At 73.6% G+C, this 20,170-nt stretch carries 7 protein-coding genes; 6 read left to right on the top strand and 1 reads right to left on the bottom strand.

The window, feature by feature from the left end; translation table 11 throughout:
- Position 1 precedes the first annotated feature (1 nt).
- Entirely contained in the window at positions 2-1,657 is a 1,656-nt protein-coding gene (locus tag FZ046_RS23130; protein WP_070356307.1) for a (2,3-dihydroxybenzoyl)adenylate synthase, read from the bottom strand.
- Between the two features lie 102 nt (positions 1,658-1,759).
- On the opposite strand from FZ046_RS23130, the gene FZ046_RS23125 reads away from it, so the two are divergent.
- From FZ046_RS23125 to FZ046_RS23100, 6 genes are read left to right on the top strand one after another with little or no spacing between them, the layout of a single operon-like run.
- Positions 1,760-5,269, top strand: coding sequence for a non-ribosomal peptide synthetase (locus tag FZ046_RS23125; protein WP_070356308.1), 3,510 nt, complete (start codon positions 1,760-1,762; stop codon positions 5,267-5,269).
- Positions 5,266-6,009, top strand: a complete 744-nt coding sequence (locus tag FZ046_RS23120) for a thioesterase II family protein (RefSeq protein WP_070356309.1) — start codon at positions 5,266-5,268, stop codon at positions 6,007-6,009. The genes FZ046_RS23125 and FZ046_RS23120 overlap by 4 nt, the downstream gene beginning before the upstream one ends.
- Positions 5,999-7,342 carry a beta-ketoacyl [acyl carrier protein] synthase domain-containing protein gene (locus FZ046_RS23115; RefSeq protein ID WP_070356310.1) on the top strand — a complete coding sequence of 448 codons (1,344 nt, stop codon included), beginning with the start codon at positions 5,999-6,001 and terminating at the stop codon, positions 7,340-7,342. Before FZ046_RS23120 ends, FZ046_RS23115 begins: the two co-directional genes overlap by 11 nt.
- A complete protein-coding gene (gene mbtD, locus FZ046_RS23110) occupies positions 7,342-10,329 on the top strand; it encodes a mycobactin polyketide synthase MbtD (protein WP_149484326.1) in 2,988 nt (995 codons plus the stop codon). Before FZ046_RS23115 ends, mbtD begins: the two co-directional genes overlap by 1 nt.
- Positions 10,326-15,764 carry a non-ribosomal peptide synthetase gene (locus FZ046_RS23105; protein WP_070355499.1) on the top strand — a complete coding sequence of 1,813 codons (5,439 nt, stop codon included), beginning with the start codon at positions 10,326-10,328 and terminating at the stop codon, positions 15,762-15,764. The genes mbtD and FZ046_RS23105 overlap by 4 nt, the downstream gene beginning before the upstream one ends.
- Positions 15,761-20,170, top strand: coding sequence for a non-ribosomal peptide synthetase (locus FZ046_RS23100; RefSeq protein ID WP_070355500.1), 4,410 nt, complete (start codon positions 15,761-15,763; stop codon positions 20,168-20,170). Before FZ046_RS23105 ends, FZ046_RS23100 begins: the two co-directional genes overlap by 4 nt.

Here is a 20,170-nt window from a genome sequence, read left to right as displayed (position 1 = left end):
GCTAGGGGGCGGTGATCGCGGCGACGAGGGCCTTCTTGTCGACCTTGCCGACCGCGGTCGTGGGCAGCGCAGGCAACGGCACCAGCACGTCGGGACGGGCGTGCGTCGAGGCGCCCCGCGCGTCGAGGAACGCGTTGAGATCGGCAAGCCCCACCGGTGCGCCGCGGAACACGACGGCGGCGCCGATCTTCTCGCCGAGGTACTCGTCGGGCAGGGCGACGGCCGCGGCGGCGTAGATCGCCGGATGGGTGAGGAGGTGGTCCTCGAGGTCGGTGGCCGAGACCGTCTCGCCGCCGCGGTGGATGACGTCCTTGATGCGGCCGACCACCTCGACGTTGCCGGCGAGTGGACCGTCGGCGAAGATGCGCACGCGGTCACCGGACCGGTAGAACCCGTCCGGGCTGAAGGACCGGGCGTTGGCCTCCTCGGCGCGGTAGTAGCCGTTGATGGTGTACGGCCCGCGCACGAGCAGTTCGCCCTCCTCGCCGGGCGCCACGTCTACGCCCGCCTCGTCGACCACCCGCAGCTCGTCGAGCGGCGACATCGGCCGGCCCTGGGTGTGGGTGACGACGTCGACCGGATCGCCGGGCCGGGTGAACTGCAGCATGCCCTCGGCCATGCCGAAGATCTGCTGCAGGCCGGTGGACAACCCGTCGTGGATGTACCGGGCCTCGTCGGGGGAGAGCCGGGAGCCGCCCACCTGCACCACGCGCAGCGACGTCGGCAGCACGGGTTCCCAGTCGCACGCCTGCGTCCACAGCTTGGCCAGCGCGTTGACCAGAGCGGTGACGGTGACTCCGTGGCGGTCGATCAGCGGGAACGCCGACTCGGGGCTCGGATCGTCGGTGAACACCGTGGTGGCGCCGACGGTCATCGAGCCCACCAGCCCCGGGCAGGCGAACGGGAAGTTGTGCCCGGCGGGCAGCACCACGAGGTAGACGTCGTCGTGCACCATGCCGACTGCCTGCGCGCAGGCGGTCGCGTTGTAGACGTAATCGTCGTGGGTGCGGGCGATGAGCTTCGGCAGGCCGGTGGTGCCGCCGGAGACCAGCAGCACGGCGGGCCCGCCGGTGTCGACGTCGAGGTCCGGTGCCGACGTTCCACCCGCGGCGTCCGCCAGCGCCGACCAGTCCTCGAACGGGCCCGGGTCGCCGAGCACCAGCACGTGCCGCAGGTCGGGGTGTTCGGCGACGACCTGTGCGGCCATCTCGCGGTAGTCGAACCCGCCGACGACGTCCGGGATGACGAGACCCACGGCGCCGCTCACCGCCGCGAAGTGCCCCATCTCCGCCGACCGGTGACCGGGCAGGCACAGCACCGGGACGACGCCGGCGCGCAGCAGCGCGAACGCGGCGACCGCGAACTCGCGCGAGTTCGGCAACTGCAGCAGCACGCGGTCACCGGGTGCGATGCCGCGGGCCGCCAGTGCCGCGGCGATCCGGTCGGCGCGCACGTCGAGTTCGGCGAAGGTGTAGGTACCGCTCCCGTCGACGACGCCGGGCTTGTCCGGCCATTGCCGCGCGGCCTCCCGCAGGACGCCGTCCAGCGCCCGGCCCCGCCAGTACCCGGCCTCGCGGTAGGCCTGCGCGCGTGCGGCGGGGAAAAGCACGAAACCCCATGTCAGATCGCGTTGATCGGGCGGGATTCCGGTGCTCATCGTCGGCGTCGGCCTCTCCGGGTAGGTGTTCTCGGTAGGTCGACAATAGGGTAGCCTCTGCGAAGTTAGGGCAGCCTGTACTAATTCTTTGGAGGAGCCACGGTGGGTGCTGGTGCGACGGGTCCGCAGACGGTGCGCGACGAGGTCGCCGAACTGCTCGGCGTGTCACCCGACGCCCTCGATCCCACCGCGGATCTGATCGCTTCCGGCCTCGATTCGATCCGGATGATGTCGCTGTCCGGACGGTGGCGCAAGCAGGGCATCAACCTCGGATTCGCAGACCTGGCGGCCAGTCCCACGGTCGAAGCGTGGATCGCCCTGGTGGCCGAACACACCGCCGCGCCGACGGAGAGCGCCGCGCCGTCGGAGGGCAGTGCCCGCGTGGACGCCGACGCCGGCCGTCCGGAGGACGCCGACGCGCCGTTCCCGCTGGCGCCGATCCAGCACGCGATGTGGGTCGGCCGGCACGGCGAGCAGGAACTCGGCGGCGTGGCCGCCCACCTCTACGTCGAATTCGACGGCAGCGCAGTCGATCCCGAACGGCTGCGCAGCGCCGCCGCGAAACTCAATGCGCGCCATCCCATGCTGCGCCAGGAGATCCTCCCCGACGGCACCCAGCGCATCAGCGACCGCGACCTGCCGGTCACCGTCTTCGACCTCCGTGACCGCGACGTCGCCTCCGCCGAGGCCGAACTCGAGCGGATTCGCGACGCCAAGTCCCACCAGCTGCTCGAGGGCGAGGTCCTGCAGATCTCGCTGTCGCTGCTGCCCGACGGACGCACCCGGCTGCACGTCGACATGGACATGCAGGCGGCCGACGCCGTCAGCTACCGCAACTTCATGGCCGACCTCGCGGCCTTCTACCGCGGTGCCGACCTCCCGGAGCTGGGCTACACCTACCGCGAGTACCGCGCGACGCTGACCGCGACCACGCCGCCGCCGTCGGAGGAGGACCTCGCCTGGTGGGCCGAGCGGGTGCCCGACCTCGCGGAACCGCCCGCGCTGCCTCTGATTCCGCGCGACGCGCAGGCCAATCCGCTGCGCAGCGTCCGGCTCTGGCACGTCCTCGACGTGCCCACCCGCGATGCGCTGTTCGCGGCCGCCCACCGCCGCGGCATCACGCCCGCGATGGCGGTCGCCGCCGCCTACGCGAACACGTTGGCGCACTGGTCGACCGACTCGCGGTTCCTGCTCAACCTGCCGATGTTCGGCCGCGAGCCCTACCACCCCGACGTCGAGAAGCTCGTCGGCGACTTCACCTCGTCACTGATGCTCGACATCGACCTCACCGGCACCGACACGGCGGCGTCGCGCTCGCGCGCCGTGCAGGAGCTGCTGCACGCCACCGCGCAGCACTCCGCGGTCTCCGGCCTCGACGTGCTGCGCGACGTCAGCAGGCACCGCGGCACGCAGACGCTGGCCACCATCGTCTACACCAGCGCGCTCGGTCTCGGCGACCTGTTCGCCGGCGACGTCACCGACCAGTTCGGCGAGCCGGTGTGGACCATCTCGCAGGGACCGCAGGTCCTCATCGACGCGCAGGCCACCCCGCTCGCCAACGGTCTGATGATCAACTGGGACGTCCGCGTCGAGGCCTTCCCGGCCGGCGTGCCGGAGGCCATGTTCGCCCATCAGCTGGCCGAACTCACCCGTCTCGCCACCGACGACGCGGCCTGGGAGGCCGCCGACCCGCCCGCAGTCTCGGCGCAGTCCCTGGCGGTGCGCGACGCCGCGAACGCCACCTCCTTCCCGCCGAGCGGCGACACCCTGCTCGACGGCTTCCACCGCCACGCCGAGGCCACCCCGGACGCCACCGCGGTCATCGCCACCGGGGGCACCGTGACCTACGCGGAACTGCGCGAGCGCGCGCTGGCCATCGCCGCCGCGCTGCAGTCGCGCGGGGTGCACCGCGGCGACGTCGTCGCCGTCCTCGGACCGAAGAACGCCGAACAGATCCCGGCACTGCTCGGGATCCTCACCGCCGGCGCGGCGTACCTGCCGATCGGCGTCGACCAGCCGGCCGAACGCGCCACCCGGATCCTCGCGACCGGCGGCGTCGAGTTCGCGCTCGTCACCGGATCCGAGGTCCCCGACCTGCTGGACGGCACCGGCGTTCCGGCGCTGACCGTCGCCGACGCCGAGATCATCGGCGATCCCGCGCACTTCGAGGCGCCGGCGACCGCACCCGACGACCTCGCCTACGTGCTGTTCACCTCCGGATCGACCGGCGAGCCGAAGGGCGTCGAACTCACCCACGACGCCGTGCTCAACACGCTGGAATTCCTCTACGACCACTTCGGGATCGGCCCGAGCGACCGCGCGCTCGCGCTGTCGCACCTGGAGTCGGACATGTCGGTGCCCGACGTCTTCGGCACGCTGCGGGTCGGCGCCTCGGTCGTCGTCGTCGACGAGGAGCACCGCCGCGACCCGGACACCTGGGCGCGCCTGATCGCCGAGCACCACGTCACGGTGGTCAACTTCCTGCCCGGCTGGCTGGAGATGCTCGTTGAGGTGCCCGGTGCGCTCGACTCGCTGCGCGTCGTCCTCACCGGCGGTGACTGGGTGCGTCCCGAACTCGCCCGCGCGGTGCGCAGGCGCGCACCCGGCGTCCGGTTCGCCGGTCTCGGCGGCGCCACCGAGACCGCCATCCACGCCACGCTGTTCGAGGTCACCGAGGAGCCGCCCGCCGGCTGGGCGTCCATCCCATACGGCGTCCCGTTCGGCAACAACGCCTGTCGCGTGGTGAATGCCCGCGGCGAGGACTGCCCGGACTGGGTGCCCGGCGAGGTCTGGTTCTCCGGTCGCGGCATCGCCCGGGGTTACCGCGGCCGCCCCGACCTCACCGCGGAGAAGTTCGTCGAGCACGACGGCCGGATCTGGTACCGCTCCGGCGATCTGGCGCGCTACTGGCCCGACGGCACGCTCGAGTTCGTCGGTCGCGCCGATCACCGGGTCAAGGTGAGCGGCTACCGCATCGAACTCGGCGAGATCGAGGCCGCCCTGGGGCGCGTCCCCGGCGTCGGCGCTGCGGTCGCTTCCGTCGTCGCCGTCGAGGGCGGCCGCGACGTGCTTGGCGCGCTCGTCCGGATCGACGACCCGGAGGTCGGCACCGACGCGGTGGCAGCCCGGGTCGCCGAGATCCTGCCGCCGCACATGGTGCCGCAGCTGGTCGTCGCCACCGACCGCATCCCGTTCCACAACGGCAAGATCGACCGTCGCGGCGTCGCGCAGCGGCTCGCCGATGCCGGCGTGCCCGCGGGACGCGGCCACCGCCCGCCGACCACCCCGCTCGAGAAGGCACTCGCCTCGATCGTCTCGGAGGTGTTGGGGCGCAGCGAGATCAGCGTGGACGACGACTTCTTCGCGCTCGGCGGCGACTCGGTGCTGGCCACGGCGACCGTCGCGCGGATCCGCGATTGGCTGGACACGCCGACGGTCATGGTGCCCGACGTGTTCGCCACCCGCACGATCGCCGCGCTGGCCGACCGCCTGACGGCCCGCGAGGCGGGCAGCGACCGCCTCGCCCAGGTCGCCGAGCTGTACCTGGAGATCGCCGACATGGACAACGCCGCGGTCAGTTCCGAGCTGGAACGCGCGTCGGCGAGCCGATGACCCGGCCGCTCGACGTCACGCCCTGGATCAAGCGCTATCCCGCCGCGACCGGCGGGGGCGCCGTCGCGACGCTGGTGTTCCCGCACGCGGGCGGTGCCGCGCTGGCCTACCGCGCACTGGGCACCGCACTGGCCGCCGCGGGCAGCGACGCCTACGTGATGCAGTACCCGCAGCGCGGCGACCGGCTTGCCCACCCCGCACCGGCCACCGTCGAGGCCCTCGCGACCGACTTGTTCGACGCCGCCGACTGGGCCGCGCTCGCGCCGCTGCGGCTGTTCGGGCACTGTATGGGCGCGGTGGTGGCATTCGAGTTCGCTCGCGTCGCCGAAAGGGCCGGCGTCGCCGTCGACGCGCTGTGGGTGTCGGCCAGCGAGGCGCCGGCGACCGTCGCGGGCCGCCCGAACCTGCCGATGGCGCAGGACGAGATCCTCGCCGAGATGGTCGACCTCGGCGGCACCGACCCCCGGCTGCTCGCCGACGACGACTTCGTCGAGCTGCTCCTGCTGGCCGTGCGCGCCGACTACGCGGCCTTCAACCGCTACGCCTGCGACGCGGGCGTCCGCATCAGCGCCGACATCCACGCCCTCGGCGGCGACCGCGACCACCGCGTCAGCGAGGACATGTTGCGCCGCTGGGAGACCCACACCTCGGGGGCCTTCACGCTGTCGCTGTTCGACGGCGGACACTTCTACGTCAACGACCACGTCACCGACGTGGCGGAGCTGGTCCATGACCTCTGACCGCGTGACTCCCGGACACCCGGGCGACGATCCGGTGGTCATCGTCGGCATGGCCGTCGAGGCGCCCGGCGGCATCGACACCGCCGACGCGTACTGGGCGCTGCTGACCGAACGGCGCGAGGGTCTCGGGCACTTCCCGACCGACCGGGGCTGGGCGATCCGCGACCTGCTCGACGGGTCGCGCCGCGACGGCTTCACGGCCATCCACGACCTCGGCGGCTTTCTCGCCGGCGCCGCGACGTTCGACCCCGCGTTCTTCGGCATCTCGCCGCGCGAGGCCGTCGCGATGGATCCGCAGCAGCGCGTCGCGCTGCGCCTGGCGTGGCGTGCCCTCGAGGACGGCGGCATCAACCCCGACGACCTCGCCGGACACGACGTCGGCTGCTACGTCGGGGCCTCCTACCTCGAGTACGGGCCGCCGCTGGCCGAGTTCTCCTCCCACAGCGGCCATCTCATCACCGGGACGTCGCTCGGCGTGATCTCCGGGCGCATCGCCTATACCCTGGACCTCGCCGGGCCGGCGATGACGGTCGACACCTCCTGCTCGTCGGCGCTCACCGCGTTCCACACCGCCGCGCACGCGGTCCGCAACGGTGACTGCGACATGGCCCTGACCGGCGGCGTCTGCGTCATGGGCACGCCCGGCTACTTCGTCGAGTTCGCCAAGCAGCACGCGCTGAGCGACGACGGCCACTGCCGCCCGTACAGCGCGCTCGCGAGCGGCACCGTGTGGGCCGAGGGTGCGGCGATGTTCGTGCTGCAGCGCCGGTCCCGGGCGCGCGCCGACGGCCGCCACGTGCTCGCCGAGGTGCGGGCGACCTGCGTCAACTCCGACGGGCGCACCGTCGGTCTCACCGCGCCCAGCGGCACCGCGCAGGCACGGCTGTTTAGCAAGGCCATCGACGTCGCCGGCGTGCGGCCCGAGGACGTCGGGATGATCGAGGGGCACGGCACCGGCACGCGTCTCGGGGACCGCACCGAACTGCGGTCCCTGGCGCAGACCTACGGCGCCACCGAACCCGGCCGCGGTGCGCTGCTCGGCTCGGTCAAGTCGAACGTCGGACACGCCCAGGCCGCCGCCGGCGGGCTGGGTCTGGCGAAGGTGCTGCTCGCCGCCGAACGCGCGACCGTCCCCGCCACGCTGCACGCCGACGAGGCGAGCCGCGAGATCGACTGGGACGCCCAGGGTTTGCGGCTGGCCACCACGCAGACAGCGTGGCCGGCGATCGACGGCACCCGCGTCGCGGCGGTGTCCGCCTTCGGCATGAGTGGCACGAACGCGCACGTCGTGGTCGCCGTGCCGGACGGCGGTGCCGACGGGAGGGCCGCCTGATGTCGAGCGCAACCCTGCCCGACGGGCGGACCCCCGTCGTGCTCAGCGCCCACGCCGACGATCTGGTGCGCGCCGACGCCCGGGCGATCCTGGCCCACCTCGACGGGCACCCCGAGGTGACCGACGCCGCGGCCGTGGCCGCCACCGTGCTCGCCACCCGGCGGCTGCGCAGGCACCGGGCGGCCGTGCGCGCGCACGACGTCGCCGAACTGCGCACCGGCCTGGCCGCCGTCGCCGCCGGCGAGGAGCACCCCTTGGTCGCCCGCGCCCTCGCGCCGCGCGCGGCTGCCGGCGCCGTGGCGTTCGTCTTCCCGGGCCAGGGCAGCCAGTGGCCGTCGATGGGCGTCGACGCCTACGCGCACCTGCCCGCCTACCGCGCCGAGGTCGACGCCTGCGCCGAGGTCTTCGCCGCGGCCGGGGCGCCGTCACCCCTGGACTACCTGCTCGCAGCGCCGGGTGCCGTGACCAACGACTTCTCCCAGGTGCAGATCCAGGGCGCGCAGTTCGTCCACGGCGTCGCCCTCGCGCGGGTGTGGCGGTCGGCGGGTGTGCTGCCCGATCTCGTGGTGGGCCACAGCCTCGGCGAGATCGGCGCCGCCTACGTCGCGGGTGCGCTCGCGCTGTCCGTCGCCGTCGGCGTCGTCATCGCCCGGGCCACGCTGCTCGACCGGCTGACCGGCCCCTACCGCGTCGGCGTGCTGGGCGTCTCCGCCGCACGGGCCCGCGAGGTCATCGCCGACGTGCCGGGCTGGATCGAACTGTCCGTGGTGAACTCCGCGTCCTCGGTGGCCGTGTCCGGTGACGGCGGCGCCGTCGCGACCGCGGTTCGCGCCGTCGCCGCGGGCGGCGCATTCGCCAAGGAGATCGAGATGTGGTTCCCGGCGCACACCACCGCGCTGGACTCCATGCGGGCCGACCTCGACGCGCTGCTGCCCGACGGGGCGTTCCGCGACACCGCCGTCCGCGTCATCGGCTCGGCCACCGGTGACGTCGTGCCCGCCGGCACCGACTTCGCCGACTACTGGTTCACCAACCTGCGCGCCACGGTGCGCTTCGACCGCGCGGTCGCCGCCGCCGTCGCGCACGGCGCCCGCACCTTCGTCGAGATGTCCGCCCACCCCGCCCTGCTCTTCGCGATCGGCGACGTCCTCGACGCCATCCCCGACGTCACCGACGGCGGCACCGTGGTGGTGGGCTCCGGGCGGCGTGACGAGCCGATCGCCGACCGGCTGTCGGCCAACGTCGCCGCCGTCGCGCTCACCGACACCGGTTACCGCTGGGCCGATCTCGTCGCGCCGCGAAAGGCGCTGCGGCCGTTCCCGTTCGCGCCGATGCGCGCCGAACACCACTGGGCAGCCGCGGATCCGCTACCCCCCGTCGCCGGCATCACCGTCGCCGTCGAACAGTGGCACCCGGTGACGCCGTCCGGCCGCGCGGCGGTCCATCGCGTCGCCGTGCTCGCCGGCGGGGACGAGGGGTTGGCCCCGGGACTGCGCGCCGCGCTCGAGCGGCGCGCCGGCGTCGAGAGCGTCGCACCGGAGGACGCGGAGCTGCTCGTGGTCGCGGCGCCACGCACCGCGGCGTCCGATGCCGTGGGTGCCGTCGACGAGATCACCGCCCTCGTCGGCCGGTGGAATCCCACCCGCGCCATGGGGCCGGCCACGCGCGAGGTGTGGCTGGTGACCGTGGGCGGCGACCGCGTCGACGCCGCGGACGGCCCGGGCCGTCCCGCGCAGGCGGCGCTGGCCGCCATGCACCGCAGCATCGGCCTGGAATTCCCCGACGTCCGCTTCGCCCATCTCGACCTGGCCCCGGACACCGGATGCGGTGCCGAGTTCGATGCCGGATTCGATGCCGGGGTCACCGCGCTGCTGAGTGACCACGACGAGGTCGCCGTGCGGATGCGTGCCGGCGCGCCGACGATCCTGCGGCGCAGCACCGACGGCGTCGCCCCCGCGGCACCGGCGTGGACGGCCGCATCAGGCGTGCTCGACGAGGTGGTGATCACCGGCGGCGGCGGCGCGATCGGCCTGCGCTGCGCCCGGGTGCTCGCCGCCCGCGGTGCCCGCCGCATCGTGCTGCTCAGCCGCCGCGGCGTCCCCGCCGACGTGCTCGCCGACGTGGCCGGCCGCACCGGCGCCGACGTGGTGGCGCCACCCTGCGACCTCACCGACCCGGATCGGGTCGCCGACGTCGCCGCCGCGCACGCCGGCGGGGGAGCGACCCTCGTCGTCCACGCGGCCGCCGTCGCCGCGATCGCCTCGTACGCCGACCTCGGTGCCCGGGCGGTGCACGACACGCTGGCCGCCAAGGTGCTCGGCGTGCACCACCTGCTCGCCGCGTGGCCCGTCACGCCGGACGCGCGAATCCTGTTGTGCTCCTCGGTATCCGGCCTGTGGGGCGGCAGGGGCCACGCCGTCTACGCCGCCGCCAACCGACTCCTCGACGTCCATGCCGCCGAGTTGCGCGCCCACGGCAGGCGCTGCACCGCGGTGCGCTGGGGACTGTGGGAGACCACCGGCGTCATCGGCACGGAGGAGGCCGCCGCCGTCGAACGCTCCGGACTGCGGGCGATGAACCCGGAACGCGCGCTCGAGGAGAGCCTGCGCGACCACGACGGCGACCCGCTGGTGTTCTCCGCGGACCCGCGGCGCCTGCGGACGTTCCTCGGCGAGGAGCCCCGGCCGCCCAGCGCGGCGGACCCGGAGATGGCGGCGGCCCCGACGCCCGAACCCGGCGGCGATCCGGCGGCGGCCCTGCGCGCCGCCCTGGGCGCGGTGCTGAGCCTCGCCGATGCCGACGCGATCGACCTCGACGCGTCGCTGCTCGACCTGGGGGTGGATTCGCTGCTCGCACTGGACCTGCGCAAGCGGCTGGTGAAGGCCACCGGGCACACCGTGCCGCTGGCCACGATCCTTGGCGGGGCCACCGCCACTGAGGTGATCGACATCCTGACCAACTCCGAGAAGAAGGCACTCGCCAAGTGACTGACACCGTGGACGGCACCCGCACCGACCGCCTGGAGCTGCTGCGGCGCAAGCTCGCCGAACGCGGGCTCGCGTCGACGCCGGCCGCCGACACCACCGAGGTCGACCCGGGCGCGCTGTCCGACGGTCAGCGCCGGATGTGGTTCGTGCAGGCCGTCGACCCGAGCGGCGTGCTGCTCAACATCTGCCTGTCCTACCGCCTCACGGGGCCGCTGGATGCCGCCCGGCTCGCCGACGCGCTGGCCGCCGTCGCCCGGCGTCACCCCGTCCTGCGCACCACCTACGCCGCCGACGAGAACGGCGAACCCCGCGCCACCGTGCACGACGACCTGCTGCCCGCCTGGTCGGTGCAGGATCTGTCCGACAAATCCGAGCGTGCCCGGGCACTGCGACTGGAGGTGCTCGCGCAGCGCGAGTTCAACCGGCCGTTCGACCTGTCCGCCGAGTCGTCGCTGCGCATCACGCTGATCCGCACCGGACCGGCCGAGCACGTCATGCTGCTCGTCGCGCACCACATCGCCTGGGACGACGGCTCGTGGGCCGTGTTCTTCACCGACCTCACCCGCGCCTACTCCGGCGAGACGCTGCCCGCGACGCCGCGCCCGCCGGCGGCCGGCGCCGACACCACCGCCGAGGACCTCGCGTACTGGCGCGCGGTGCTGGCCGATCCGCCCGAGCCGCTGGAACTCCCGGGCCCGCACGGTTCGGTGGTGCCCACCGGCTTCCGGTCCCAGCGCAGCACGCTGCGGTTGTCCGCCGCCACCGTCGAGCGGGTCACCGAGTTCGCCCGCGAGACGGGGGCGACGCCCTACATGGTGCTGTTGGCGGCGTTCGGTGCACTCATCGGCCGCTACACCCACGCCGACGACTTCCTGGTCGCCTCCCCGGTGCTCAACCGCGACACCGACGAGACCATCGGCTACTACGGCAACACCGTCGCGATGCGCCTGCGACCGGACCGGTCGCGGGGTTTCCGTGCGCTGGTCGACGCCACCCGCGACACCGCGCTCGGCGCCTTCGCCCACCAGCGCATCAACCTCGACCGGGTGGTCCGGGAGCTGAACCCCGACCGCAGGCACGGCGCCGAGCGCATGACGCGGGTCAGCTTCGGGTTCCGCGAGCCCGACGGCGGCGGCTTCAGTCCCGAGGGCGTGCGCAGCGCGCGGGCCGAACTCCGCGGCCACACCACGCAACTGCCGCTCGGCTTCATGATCGAGGTCGACGACTCCGGGGCCACCGTCGAGGCCGAACACCTCACCGAGGTGCTCGACGCGCGCCTGGCCGCCCAGATGCTCGACCACTTCGCGGTGCTGCTCGACGGCGCGCTGGCCGACCCCGAGCGGCCGCTGCGGGCGCTGCCCCTGTTCACCGCCGCCGACGAGGCGTGGCTGCGCCGCGTCGCCGAGGGCGAGCGCTTCGAGACACCGGCCACCACACTCGCCGACCTGGTGACGCAGCAGGCCGCGCGGACGCCGGACGCCGTCGCCGTCGTCTACGAGGGCAGGCACTACACCTACCGCGAGGTCAACGCGTCGGCGAACCAACTGGCGCACTGGCTCATCGGGCAGGGCATCGGCGCGGAGGACCGCGTCGCGGTGCTCCTGGAGAAGTCCCCGGAACTGGTGATCACCGCCCTGGGCATCATGAAGGCCGGCGCGGTGTACCTGCCGGTCGACCCGACCTACCCCGCCGACCGGCTCACCCACATCCTCACCGACTCCCGCCCGAGTATGGTTCTCCGCGAGCCCGTTTCCGGTCTCGACGACCACCCGGTCACCGACCCGACCGACGTCGACCGCGTGCGTCCGCTGCGGCCCGACAACACCGCCTACCTCATCTACACCTCGGGCTCGACGGGCCTGCCCAAGGGCGTGCCCGTGCCGCACCGGCCGATCGCCGAGTACTTCGTCTGGTTCGGTGAGGACTACGGCGTCTCGGCCGACGACCGGCTGCTGCAGGTCGCCTCACAGAGCTTCGACGTTTCGATCGGCGAGATCTTCGGCATGCTCGCCGCCGGAGCCCGGCTCGTCATCCCACGACCCGGCGGCCTGAGCGACATCGGTTACCTCACCGAACTGCTGCGCACCGAGGGCATCACCTCCATGCACTTCGTGCCCTCGCTGCTCGGGCTCTTCCTGTCCCTGCCCGGCGTCAACGAGTGGCGGACGCTGCAGCGCGTCCCGATCGGCGGCGAGGCGCTGCCCGGCGAAATCGCCGACAAGTTCCACGCCACCTTCGACGCGCTGCTGCACAACTTCTACGGGCCCACCGAGACCGTGCTGAACTGCACTCGCTACGAAGTGCGCGGCAAGCAGGGCACCCGCACCGTGCCGATCGGCACCCCGAAGATCAACACCACCATCCACCTGCTCGACGACGCGCTGCAGCCGGTGCCGGTCGGGGTGATCGGCGAGATCTACATCGGTGGCACCCACGTCGCGCACGGCTACCACGACCGGTTCGGGCTCACCGCCGAGCGGTTCGTCGCCGACCCGTTCACCCCCGGCGGCCGGATGTACCGGTCCGGTGACCTGGCCCGGCGCAACGCCGACGGTGACGTCGAGTTCGTCGGTCGCGCCGACGAACAGGTCAAGATCCGCGGATTCCGCATCGAACTCGGCGAGGTCGGCGCCGCCATCTCGGTCGACCCGTCCGTGGGTCAGGCCGTGGTGGTCGTCAGCGACCTGCCGACGCTCGGCAAGAGCCTCGTCGCCTACGTCACCCCGGCGAGCGACGCCGACGCCGTCGAGATCGACCGGATCCGCGCCCGCGTCGCCGCGGCGCTGCCGGAGTACATGGTGCCCGCGGCCTACGTCGCCATCCCCGAGATCCCCATCACCGCCAACGGCAAGATCGACCGCAGGGCACTACCCGAACCCGAGATCCGCGCCGCCACCGCCTACCGCGAACCGGTCACCGACACCGAACGGCGCGTCGCCGCACTGTTCGGTGAGCTGCTCGACCGCGAGCGGGTGGGTGCCGACGACTCGTTCTTCGACCTCGGCGGCCACTCGCTGCTGGCCACCAAGCTCGTCGCCGCCGTGCGGGCCCAGTGCGGCGTGGACGTCGGCGTGCAGGACGTGTTCGAACTCGCGACCGTCGCCGACCTCGCGGCCCGCGTCGACGAACTGCTCGCCACCGGAGGCGGATCCGGCCGTCCGCCCATCGAGGCCATCCCGCACGACGGGCCGCTGCAGATGTCGGCAGCCCAGCTGCGCCAGTGGTTCCAGTTCCGCATCGACGGGCCGAACCCGGTGAACAACATCCCGTTCGCCGCACGGGTCACCGGACCGAGCGACGTGACGGCGCTCATCGCCGCGCTCGACGAGGTGGTCGCCCGGCACGAGATCCTGCGCACCACCTACCGCGAGATCGACGGCGCCCCTTACCAGGTGGTGCATCCGGCCGCGCCGCTGCGGGTGCGTCGGGCTCGCGGTGACTCCGAGCAGTGGCTGCGGACCGAACTCGACGCCGAGCGGACGTACTGCTTCGAGCTGGAGACCGACTGGCCGATCCGGGCCGCGGTGCTGTCCACCCCGGAATGCCACGTGCTGTCGATCGTCGTGCACCACATCGCCGCCGACCACTGGTCGGCCGGCGTGCTCTTCACCGACGTGCTGACCGCCTACCGCGCGCGTCGCGCCGGCGAGCCGTCAGCCCCGGTGCTGCCCCCGCTGCCGGTGCAGTACGCCGACTTCGCCGCCTGGCAGGCCCGGCTGCTCGCCGAGGACGGCGACGCCGTGCGTGCCCAGCGCGACTACTGGACGACGCAGCTGGCCGGGCTGCCGGAGGAGAACGGGCTGCGTCCGGACTTCCCGCGCCCTCCCGTGCCGTCCGGTGGCGGTGCGGCGCTGGACTTCACGATCGACGGCGCCACCCGTGCCAAGCTCGGCGAGCTGGTCCGCGACCTCGGCGTCACCGAGTTCATGCTGCTGCAGGCGGCCGTCGCCGTGGCCCTGCACGCCGCCGGCGAAGGTGTCGACATCCCGCTGGGCACCCCGGTCGCCGGGCGCACCGAACCCCAGCTCGATCAGCTGATCGGCTTCTTCATCAACATCGTGGTGCTGCGCAACGACCTGTCCGGCAACCCCTCGCTGCGCGAGGTACTGCGCCGGTCCCGCGAGATGGCGCTCGCGGCGTACGAGCACCAGGACCTGCCGTTCGACCGGGTCGTCGACGCCGTCAGCCCGGTGCGGTCGCTGTCGCGCAACCCGCTGTTCGGCGTCGTCGTGCACGTCCGCGAGGAGCTGCCGGCCGACCAGGTGATCGACTCCGGTCCGGACGGCGAAACCCGGTTCACCGCATTGGAACCGACGTTCGACGTGGCACACGCGGACCTGTCGCTGAACTTCTTCGCCTCCGGCGGCGACGGCGGCTACCAGGGCACCGTCATCTACCGCACCGAGCTGTACGAACGCGCCACCGCCGAACGCCTGGTCGCGTTGCTGCACCGGGTGATCGAGGCCTTCGCCGACGACCCGCACCAGACACTGCGCGACCTCACCGTGGTGGACCCGGCCGAGCGCCGCCTTGTGCTCGACGAGTGGAGCCGCACCGCGGTGCCGCCGGAGGGTCTGCCGCAGACCGCGGGCGCCACGCACGTCTTCGTCCTCGACGCGTGGGGCGAGCCAGCGGGCGTCGGCGTCCTCGGCGACGTGCACTACGCCGGCGGTGCGGTCGACGACGCGGCCGCTCGGGCCACCGCCGTCGGGTCGATCCGATTCTCCCGCAACCCCTTCGGCACCGGGCACGGCGGTGCGTACCTCTACCGCACGGGGGAGCGGGCCCGCTGGACCGCCGACGGCCGTCTCGACGTCGTCGACGCCGGCGATCACCGCGTGCAGGCCGCGCTCGAGGCCATCGACGGCGTCGCCGCGGCCGCGACCCGCACGTGGCCCGGGCGCGTCGGCCACCAGCTGGCGGCCTACGTCGTCCCCGAGACGCCGATCCACGCCGCCGCCGAACGGGAAGCGTTCGCCGAGCGGGTCCGTTCGGCACTGCCCGACGACCTGGTGCCGCCGTCGCTGACCGTGGTCGACGACGTCGACCCGCGCGGCCTCACGCGTCCGGTCTTCGCGGCGGGCGGTTCGACGGAGCCAGCACGCACCGACGGCGAGCGTCGCCTCGTCGAGCTGCTCACCGCGGTGCTCGGCGTGGACCGGGTCGGCAGGCACGACGACTTCTTCACCCTCGGCGGGGACAGCATCCTCGCCGTGCAGTTCGCCGCGCGGGCCCGGGATGCCGGAGTGCCGCTCACCGCCCGGATGATCTTCGAACACCCCGAGATCGCGGACCTCGCCGCCGCACTGGACGCCACGGGTGGCGGCGGCGCGACCGACGTCCGGCACGAAGCGATGTCCGCGTCAGGGTTGTCGCCGGACGAACTCGCGGCGCTCACGGCGGGCTGGAGCGCCGACGGCGACGGGACGCCGTGAGCGCGCCCGGCGTCGAGGACGTCCTGGCGTTGAGCCCGCTGCAGCAGGGGCTGTACTCGCTGGCCGGACTCACCGACCACGAGGACGGCACCGATCCGTACGTCATCGCCATGGCGGCCGACGTGCACGGCCGCGTGGACGTGGACCTGTTCCGATCCTGCGCCGAGGCGATGCTCGTCCGGCACCCGAACCTGCGCTCGACGTTCTTCCAGGGCACTCTCAGCCGTCCGGTCGCCGTCGTGCCGACCGCGGTGACCCTGCCGTTCCGCCACGTGCGGGCCACCGCCGCGCAGGCCGAGGCGCTCGAGGCGGACGCCCGGCGCCGCTCATTCGACCTGGGGCGTGGTCCCGCACTGAGGGTGCTGCTCATCGAGAAGCCCGACGACGCCTGGCGCCTCGTCGTGGTGGCGCATCACATCGTCATCGACGGCTGGTCGCTGCCGGTCTTCGTCGGCGAGCTGCTGGCGCTGTACTGCGCGGGCGGCGACGCGACGGCACTGCCACCGGCGCCGCGGCCCTACCGCGACTACATCGGGTGGCTCGCCGGACGCGACCCGGAGGCCAGCCGGACCCGCTGGCGCACGCATCTGCACGGCCTGGCCGGACCCACGCTGCTCTCCCCGGCGCTATCCGGCCGCGAGGCGGCGCCCGGACTGCCCGAGCGCACCGAGGTGACCCTCGACGAGGCGACCACCGCGGCGGTCCTCGAGGGCTGCCGCGTCCGTGGCGTCACCGTCAACACGTTGTTCCAGATGGCCTGGGCCGTCATCGTCTCGGCGTTCACCGACCGTGCCGACGTCGTCTACGGCGTCACGGTGTCCGGGCGGCCCGACGACCTGTCCGGCGTCGAATCGATGGTCGGGCTGTTCATCAACACCGTCCCGCTGCGCGTGCGCCTCGACGCCAGGGCCCCGGTCGGGCGGCAGTGCCTGGCGCTGCAGCGCGAGGCCGCCGAGCTGCGCGACCACAGCCATCTGTCGCACACCGAGATCCGCTCGCTCGCCGGGATCGGCGAGCTGTACGACAGCCTGCTGGTCTACGAGAACTTCCCGCCCGGCGGACTGGTCGGCAGCGACGAGTTCGCCCTTCCCGGCGCCACGCTGGTGCCCGCGGCGCTGGAGAGCCTGTCGCACTTCCCGGTCACCATCGCCGCGCATCCGACCCACGGCCGGCTGACCGTCCTCGTCGAGACGCTCCCCGGCGCCCTCGGCGCGCTGCGCCCCGACGATCTCGGCCGCCGCGTGCTCGCCGTCGTGTCACGGCTGCTCGCCGCCTGGGACCGCCCGCTGCGCGACGTGCCCGTCACGCTCGACGGCGAAATTCGTTCTGCTGCAGCGGCGTTGGAGCCGACGTGGCCCAGCGGCGGCGTGCACACCTCGATCGCGGCGGTCGCCGCCGCGCGGCCGTCGGCGATCGCACTCGGGTGGGACGGCGGCGAACTCAGCTACGCCCAACTCGACGAGGCGGCCGACCGGCTCGCCGCCGAGCTGCTGCGCCGCGGCGTGCGCGCCGAGACGCCGGTGCCGATCCTGCTGCGCCGCGGGCCGGACTACGTCGTGGCCATGCTGGCCGTGCTGAAGGCCGGCGGGCTCATCGTGCCGCTCGACCCCGGCATGCCGGACGAGCGCGTCGCCGAGATCGTCGGTCAGACCGGGGCGTCGATCGTCGTCGACGACGCGGTGCTCGCCGCCGCATCGGCCCGGCCGGTGCCCGCCGACTACCGGCCCGCCGACGTCACCCCCGGCCAGGGTGCCTACGTCGTCTTCACGTCGGGAACCACCGGAAAGCCCAAGGGCGTCATCGGTACCCACGATGCGCTGCTGGCCTACGGCGCCGACCACGCACGTCACGTGCTGACGCCCGGCGCGCGCCGCCTGGGCCGGCCCCTGCGCATCGCGCACGCCTGGTCGTTCACGTTCGACGCGGCGTGGCAGCCGCTGGTGGCGCTGCTCGACGGTCACGCCGTGCACGTCGTCGGCGACGCCGTGCAACGCGACGCCGAGTCGCTGGTCGAGGAGATCGGTCGGTACGGCATCGACATGATCGACACGACGCCGTCGATGTTCACCCAGCTGCGCGCCGCCGGGCTGCTCACCACCGTGCCGCTGGCCGTGCTGGCACTGGGCGGCGAGGCGATCGACGTCGCGGCCTGGCGCGGCATCCAGGCCGAGTGCGCGCGCACGGGAATGGTGGCGCACAACTGCTACGGACCCACCGAGACCACGGTCGAGGCCGTCGTCGCGGCGATCGCCGACCACGCCGAACCCTGCATCGGGCACCCCACCGACACCACGTCGGCCTACGTCCTGGACTCCTGGCTGCGCCCGGTACCCGACGGCGTCGCGGGGGAGCTGTACCTCGCCGGCGGACAGCTGACGCGCGGCTACCTGGGCCGCGCGGCGGAGACGGCCGCCCGGTTCGTGCCCGACCCGTTCGTCGCGGGCCGGCGGATGTACCGGACCGGCGACGTGGTGTGCCTGCGCCGCGACGGCGCGATCGCGTTCCTCGGCCGCAGTGACGACCAGGTCAAGATCCGCGGCTTCCGCGTCGAGCCGGGGGAGGTCGTCGCGGCGCTGCACCGCCACCGCGGGGTGCGCGGTGCGCACGTGGCGGTCCGTCGCCACCGCAGCGGCCCACGCCTGGTGGCCTACGTCGCCACCGACGCCGACGTCGCCGACCTGCGCGCGATGCTGACCGACGCGCTGCCGAGATACCTGGTGCCGCACCACATCGTCGTCGTCGACGAGATCCCGCTCAACGTCAACGGCAAGGTCGACGACCGGGCACTGGCCGCCATCGACGCGCAGGACTCGGCCGAGCGGTTCACCGCGCCGGCGACCGCGACCGAGACCGTGCTGGCCGAGGTGTTCGCCGAGGTGCTGGGGGCCGAGCGCATCGACGTCGCCGCGGACTTCCTCGACCTCGGGCTGGACAGCATCGTCGCGCTGACCGTCGTGCAGGCGGTGCGCCGGCGCGGCCTGCCGTTGCGCGCCCGGCTGATGCTGGACTGCGCGACCGTCCGCGAACTGGCCGCGGCGATGGACGCCGACACCCGCGCCGAGGCGGCCGTGGCGGCCGACGACGTCGAGCCGATCCCATTGCTGCCCAACGGTCATTGGCTGCTGGCCCACGGCGATGCGCGACGACTCGCCCAGGCCGAGGCGATCCGGCTGCCCGAGGGCATCACCCGCGGGCACCTCGAGGCGATGCTCGGCGCGGTGATCGACGGCCACCCGGCGCTGCGCAGCACCCTCGACGTCGCGTCGATGACGCTGGTGCCCCGCCCGCGCGGCGACGTAGGCGCGGTGCGCGAGCTGCTGCGCGAGGCGACGGTCACCGGGGACCTGGCGGCCGCCGTCGCCGCGCAGACCGGCCCGGCCACGGAGCGTCTCGACCCCCGACGCGGCGCCATGCTGGACGCGGTGTGGCTGCGTCGCGACGGGGGCGACGGCGAGCCCGACCCCGGGGTGCTGCTGCTGACGCCGCACGTCCTCGCCGTCGATCCGGCGTCGTGGCGCATCGTCCTCGGCGAACTCGAAACCGCCTGGCACGCAATGGCGTCGGGCCGGGAGCCGACGCCGGCACGCGAACACACCTCGCTGCGGTCGTGGTCGCGGCTGCTCGCCGACCGGGCGCTCAAGCTCGACACCGTCGACTTCTGGGAGGCTCAGCTCGCCGGACCGGACCCCGCGCTGGGCGCCCGGCGGCTCGACCCGGATCGCGACCGCGTCGCCGACGTCGTGGTGACCCTCGCCCTCGCCGATCCCGACGTGACCGCACGCATTCTCGCCGGGCCGGTCCCCGTGACCGAGGTGCTCATCGCGGCCATGGCGCGGGCGGTCACCGAGTGGCGGCGTCGTCGCGGACAGCCGACGCCGACGCCGCTGCTGGCGCTCGAGACGCTGGGCCGCGCGGATGCGGTGGTGGCGGCCGGCCTCGACGGCGAGGCCGCCGACGTGGACACCGGCGACACCGTCGGCCTGCTCAGTGCCATCTACCCGATGCGCATCGACGCCGCCGATCCCGCCGGCGTGGCCGCGACGCTCGCCGCCGTGCCGGGCGACGGCATCGACTTCGGGCTCCTGCGCTACCTGCGGGCCGACACTGCCGAACGGCTTGCTGCGCACCGCGATCCGCAGGTGCTGGTGAACTATCTGGGCCGGTTCCACCAGGATGCGCCGGCCAACGCGCTGCAGTCCGACCGCGACCTGCTGACCGAGGCGTCGCGGCTGCCCGAACCGAACCTCGCCGTCGCCCATGAGGTGACGGTGATGGCCGCGGTGCTCGAGCGGGACGGTCACGCGGTGCTCGGCTCGCAGTGGCGCACCCTGCCCGACATCCTGTCCGCCGCCGACGTCGCCGAAATGCAGGCGATCTGGCGCGACGCCCTGCGAGAGGTGATCTGA

It is taken from the genome of Mycolicibacterium grossiae, assembly GCF_008329645.1.
Classification (GTDB): domain Bacteria; phylum Actinomycetota; class Actinomycetes; order Mycobacteriales; family Mycobacteriaceae; genus Mycobacterium; species Mycobacterium grossiae.
The sequence above is the reverse complement of the archived record's forward strand: the minus strand, read 5'-3'. Positions and strand labels throughout refer to the sequence as shown.

What these genes read in the sequence shown, in the direction of transcription:
- FZ046_RS23130 (WP_070356307.1), bottom strand. Translation starts at nt 1,657, where the DNA reads ATGAGCACCGGAATCCCGCCCGATCAACGCGATCTGACATGGGGTTTC.
- FZ046_RS23120 (WP_070356309.1), top strand. Translation starts at nt 5,266, where the DNA reads ATGACCCGGCCGCTCGACGTCACGCCCTGGATCAAGCGCTATCCCGCC.
- FZ046_RS23115 (WP_070356310.1), top strand. Translation starts at nt 5,999, where the DNA reads ATGACCTCTGACCGCGTGACTCCCGGACACCCGGGCGACGATCCGGTG.
- mbtD (WP_149484326.1), top strand. Translation starts at nt 7,342, where the DNA reads ATGTCGAGCGCAACCCTGCCCGACGGGCGGACCCCCGTCGTGCTCAGC.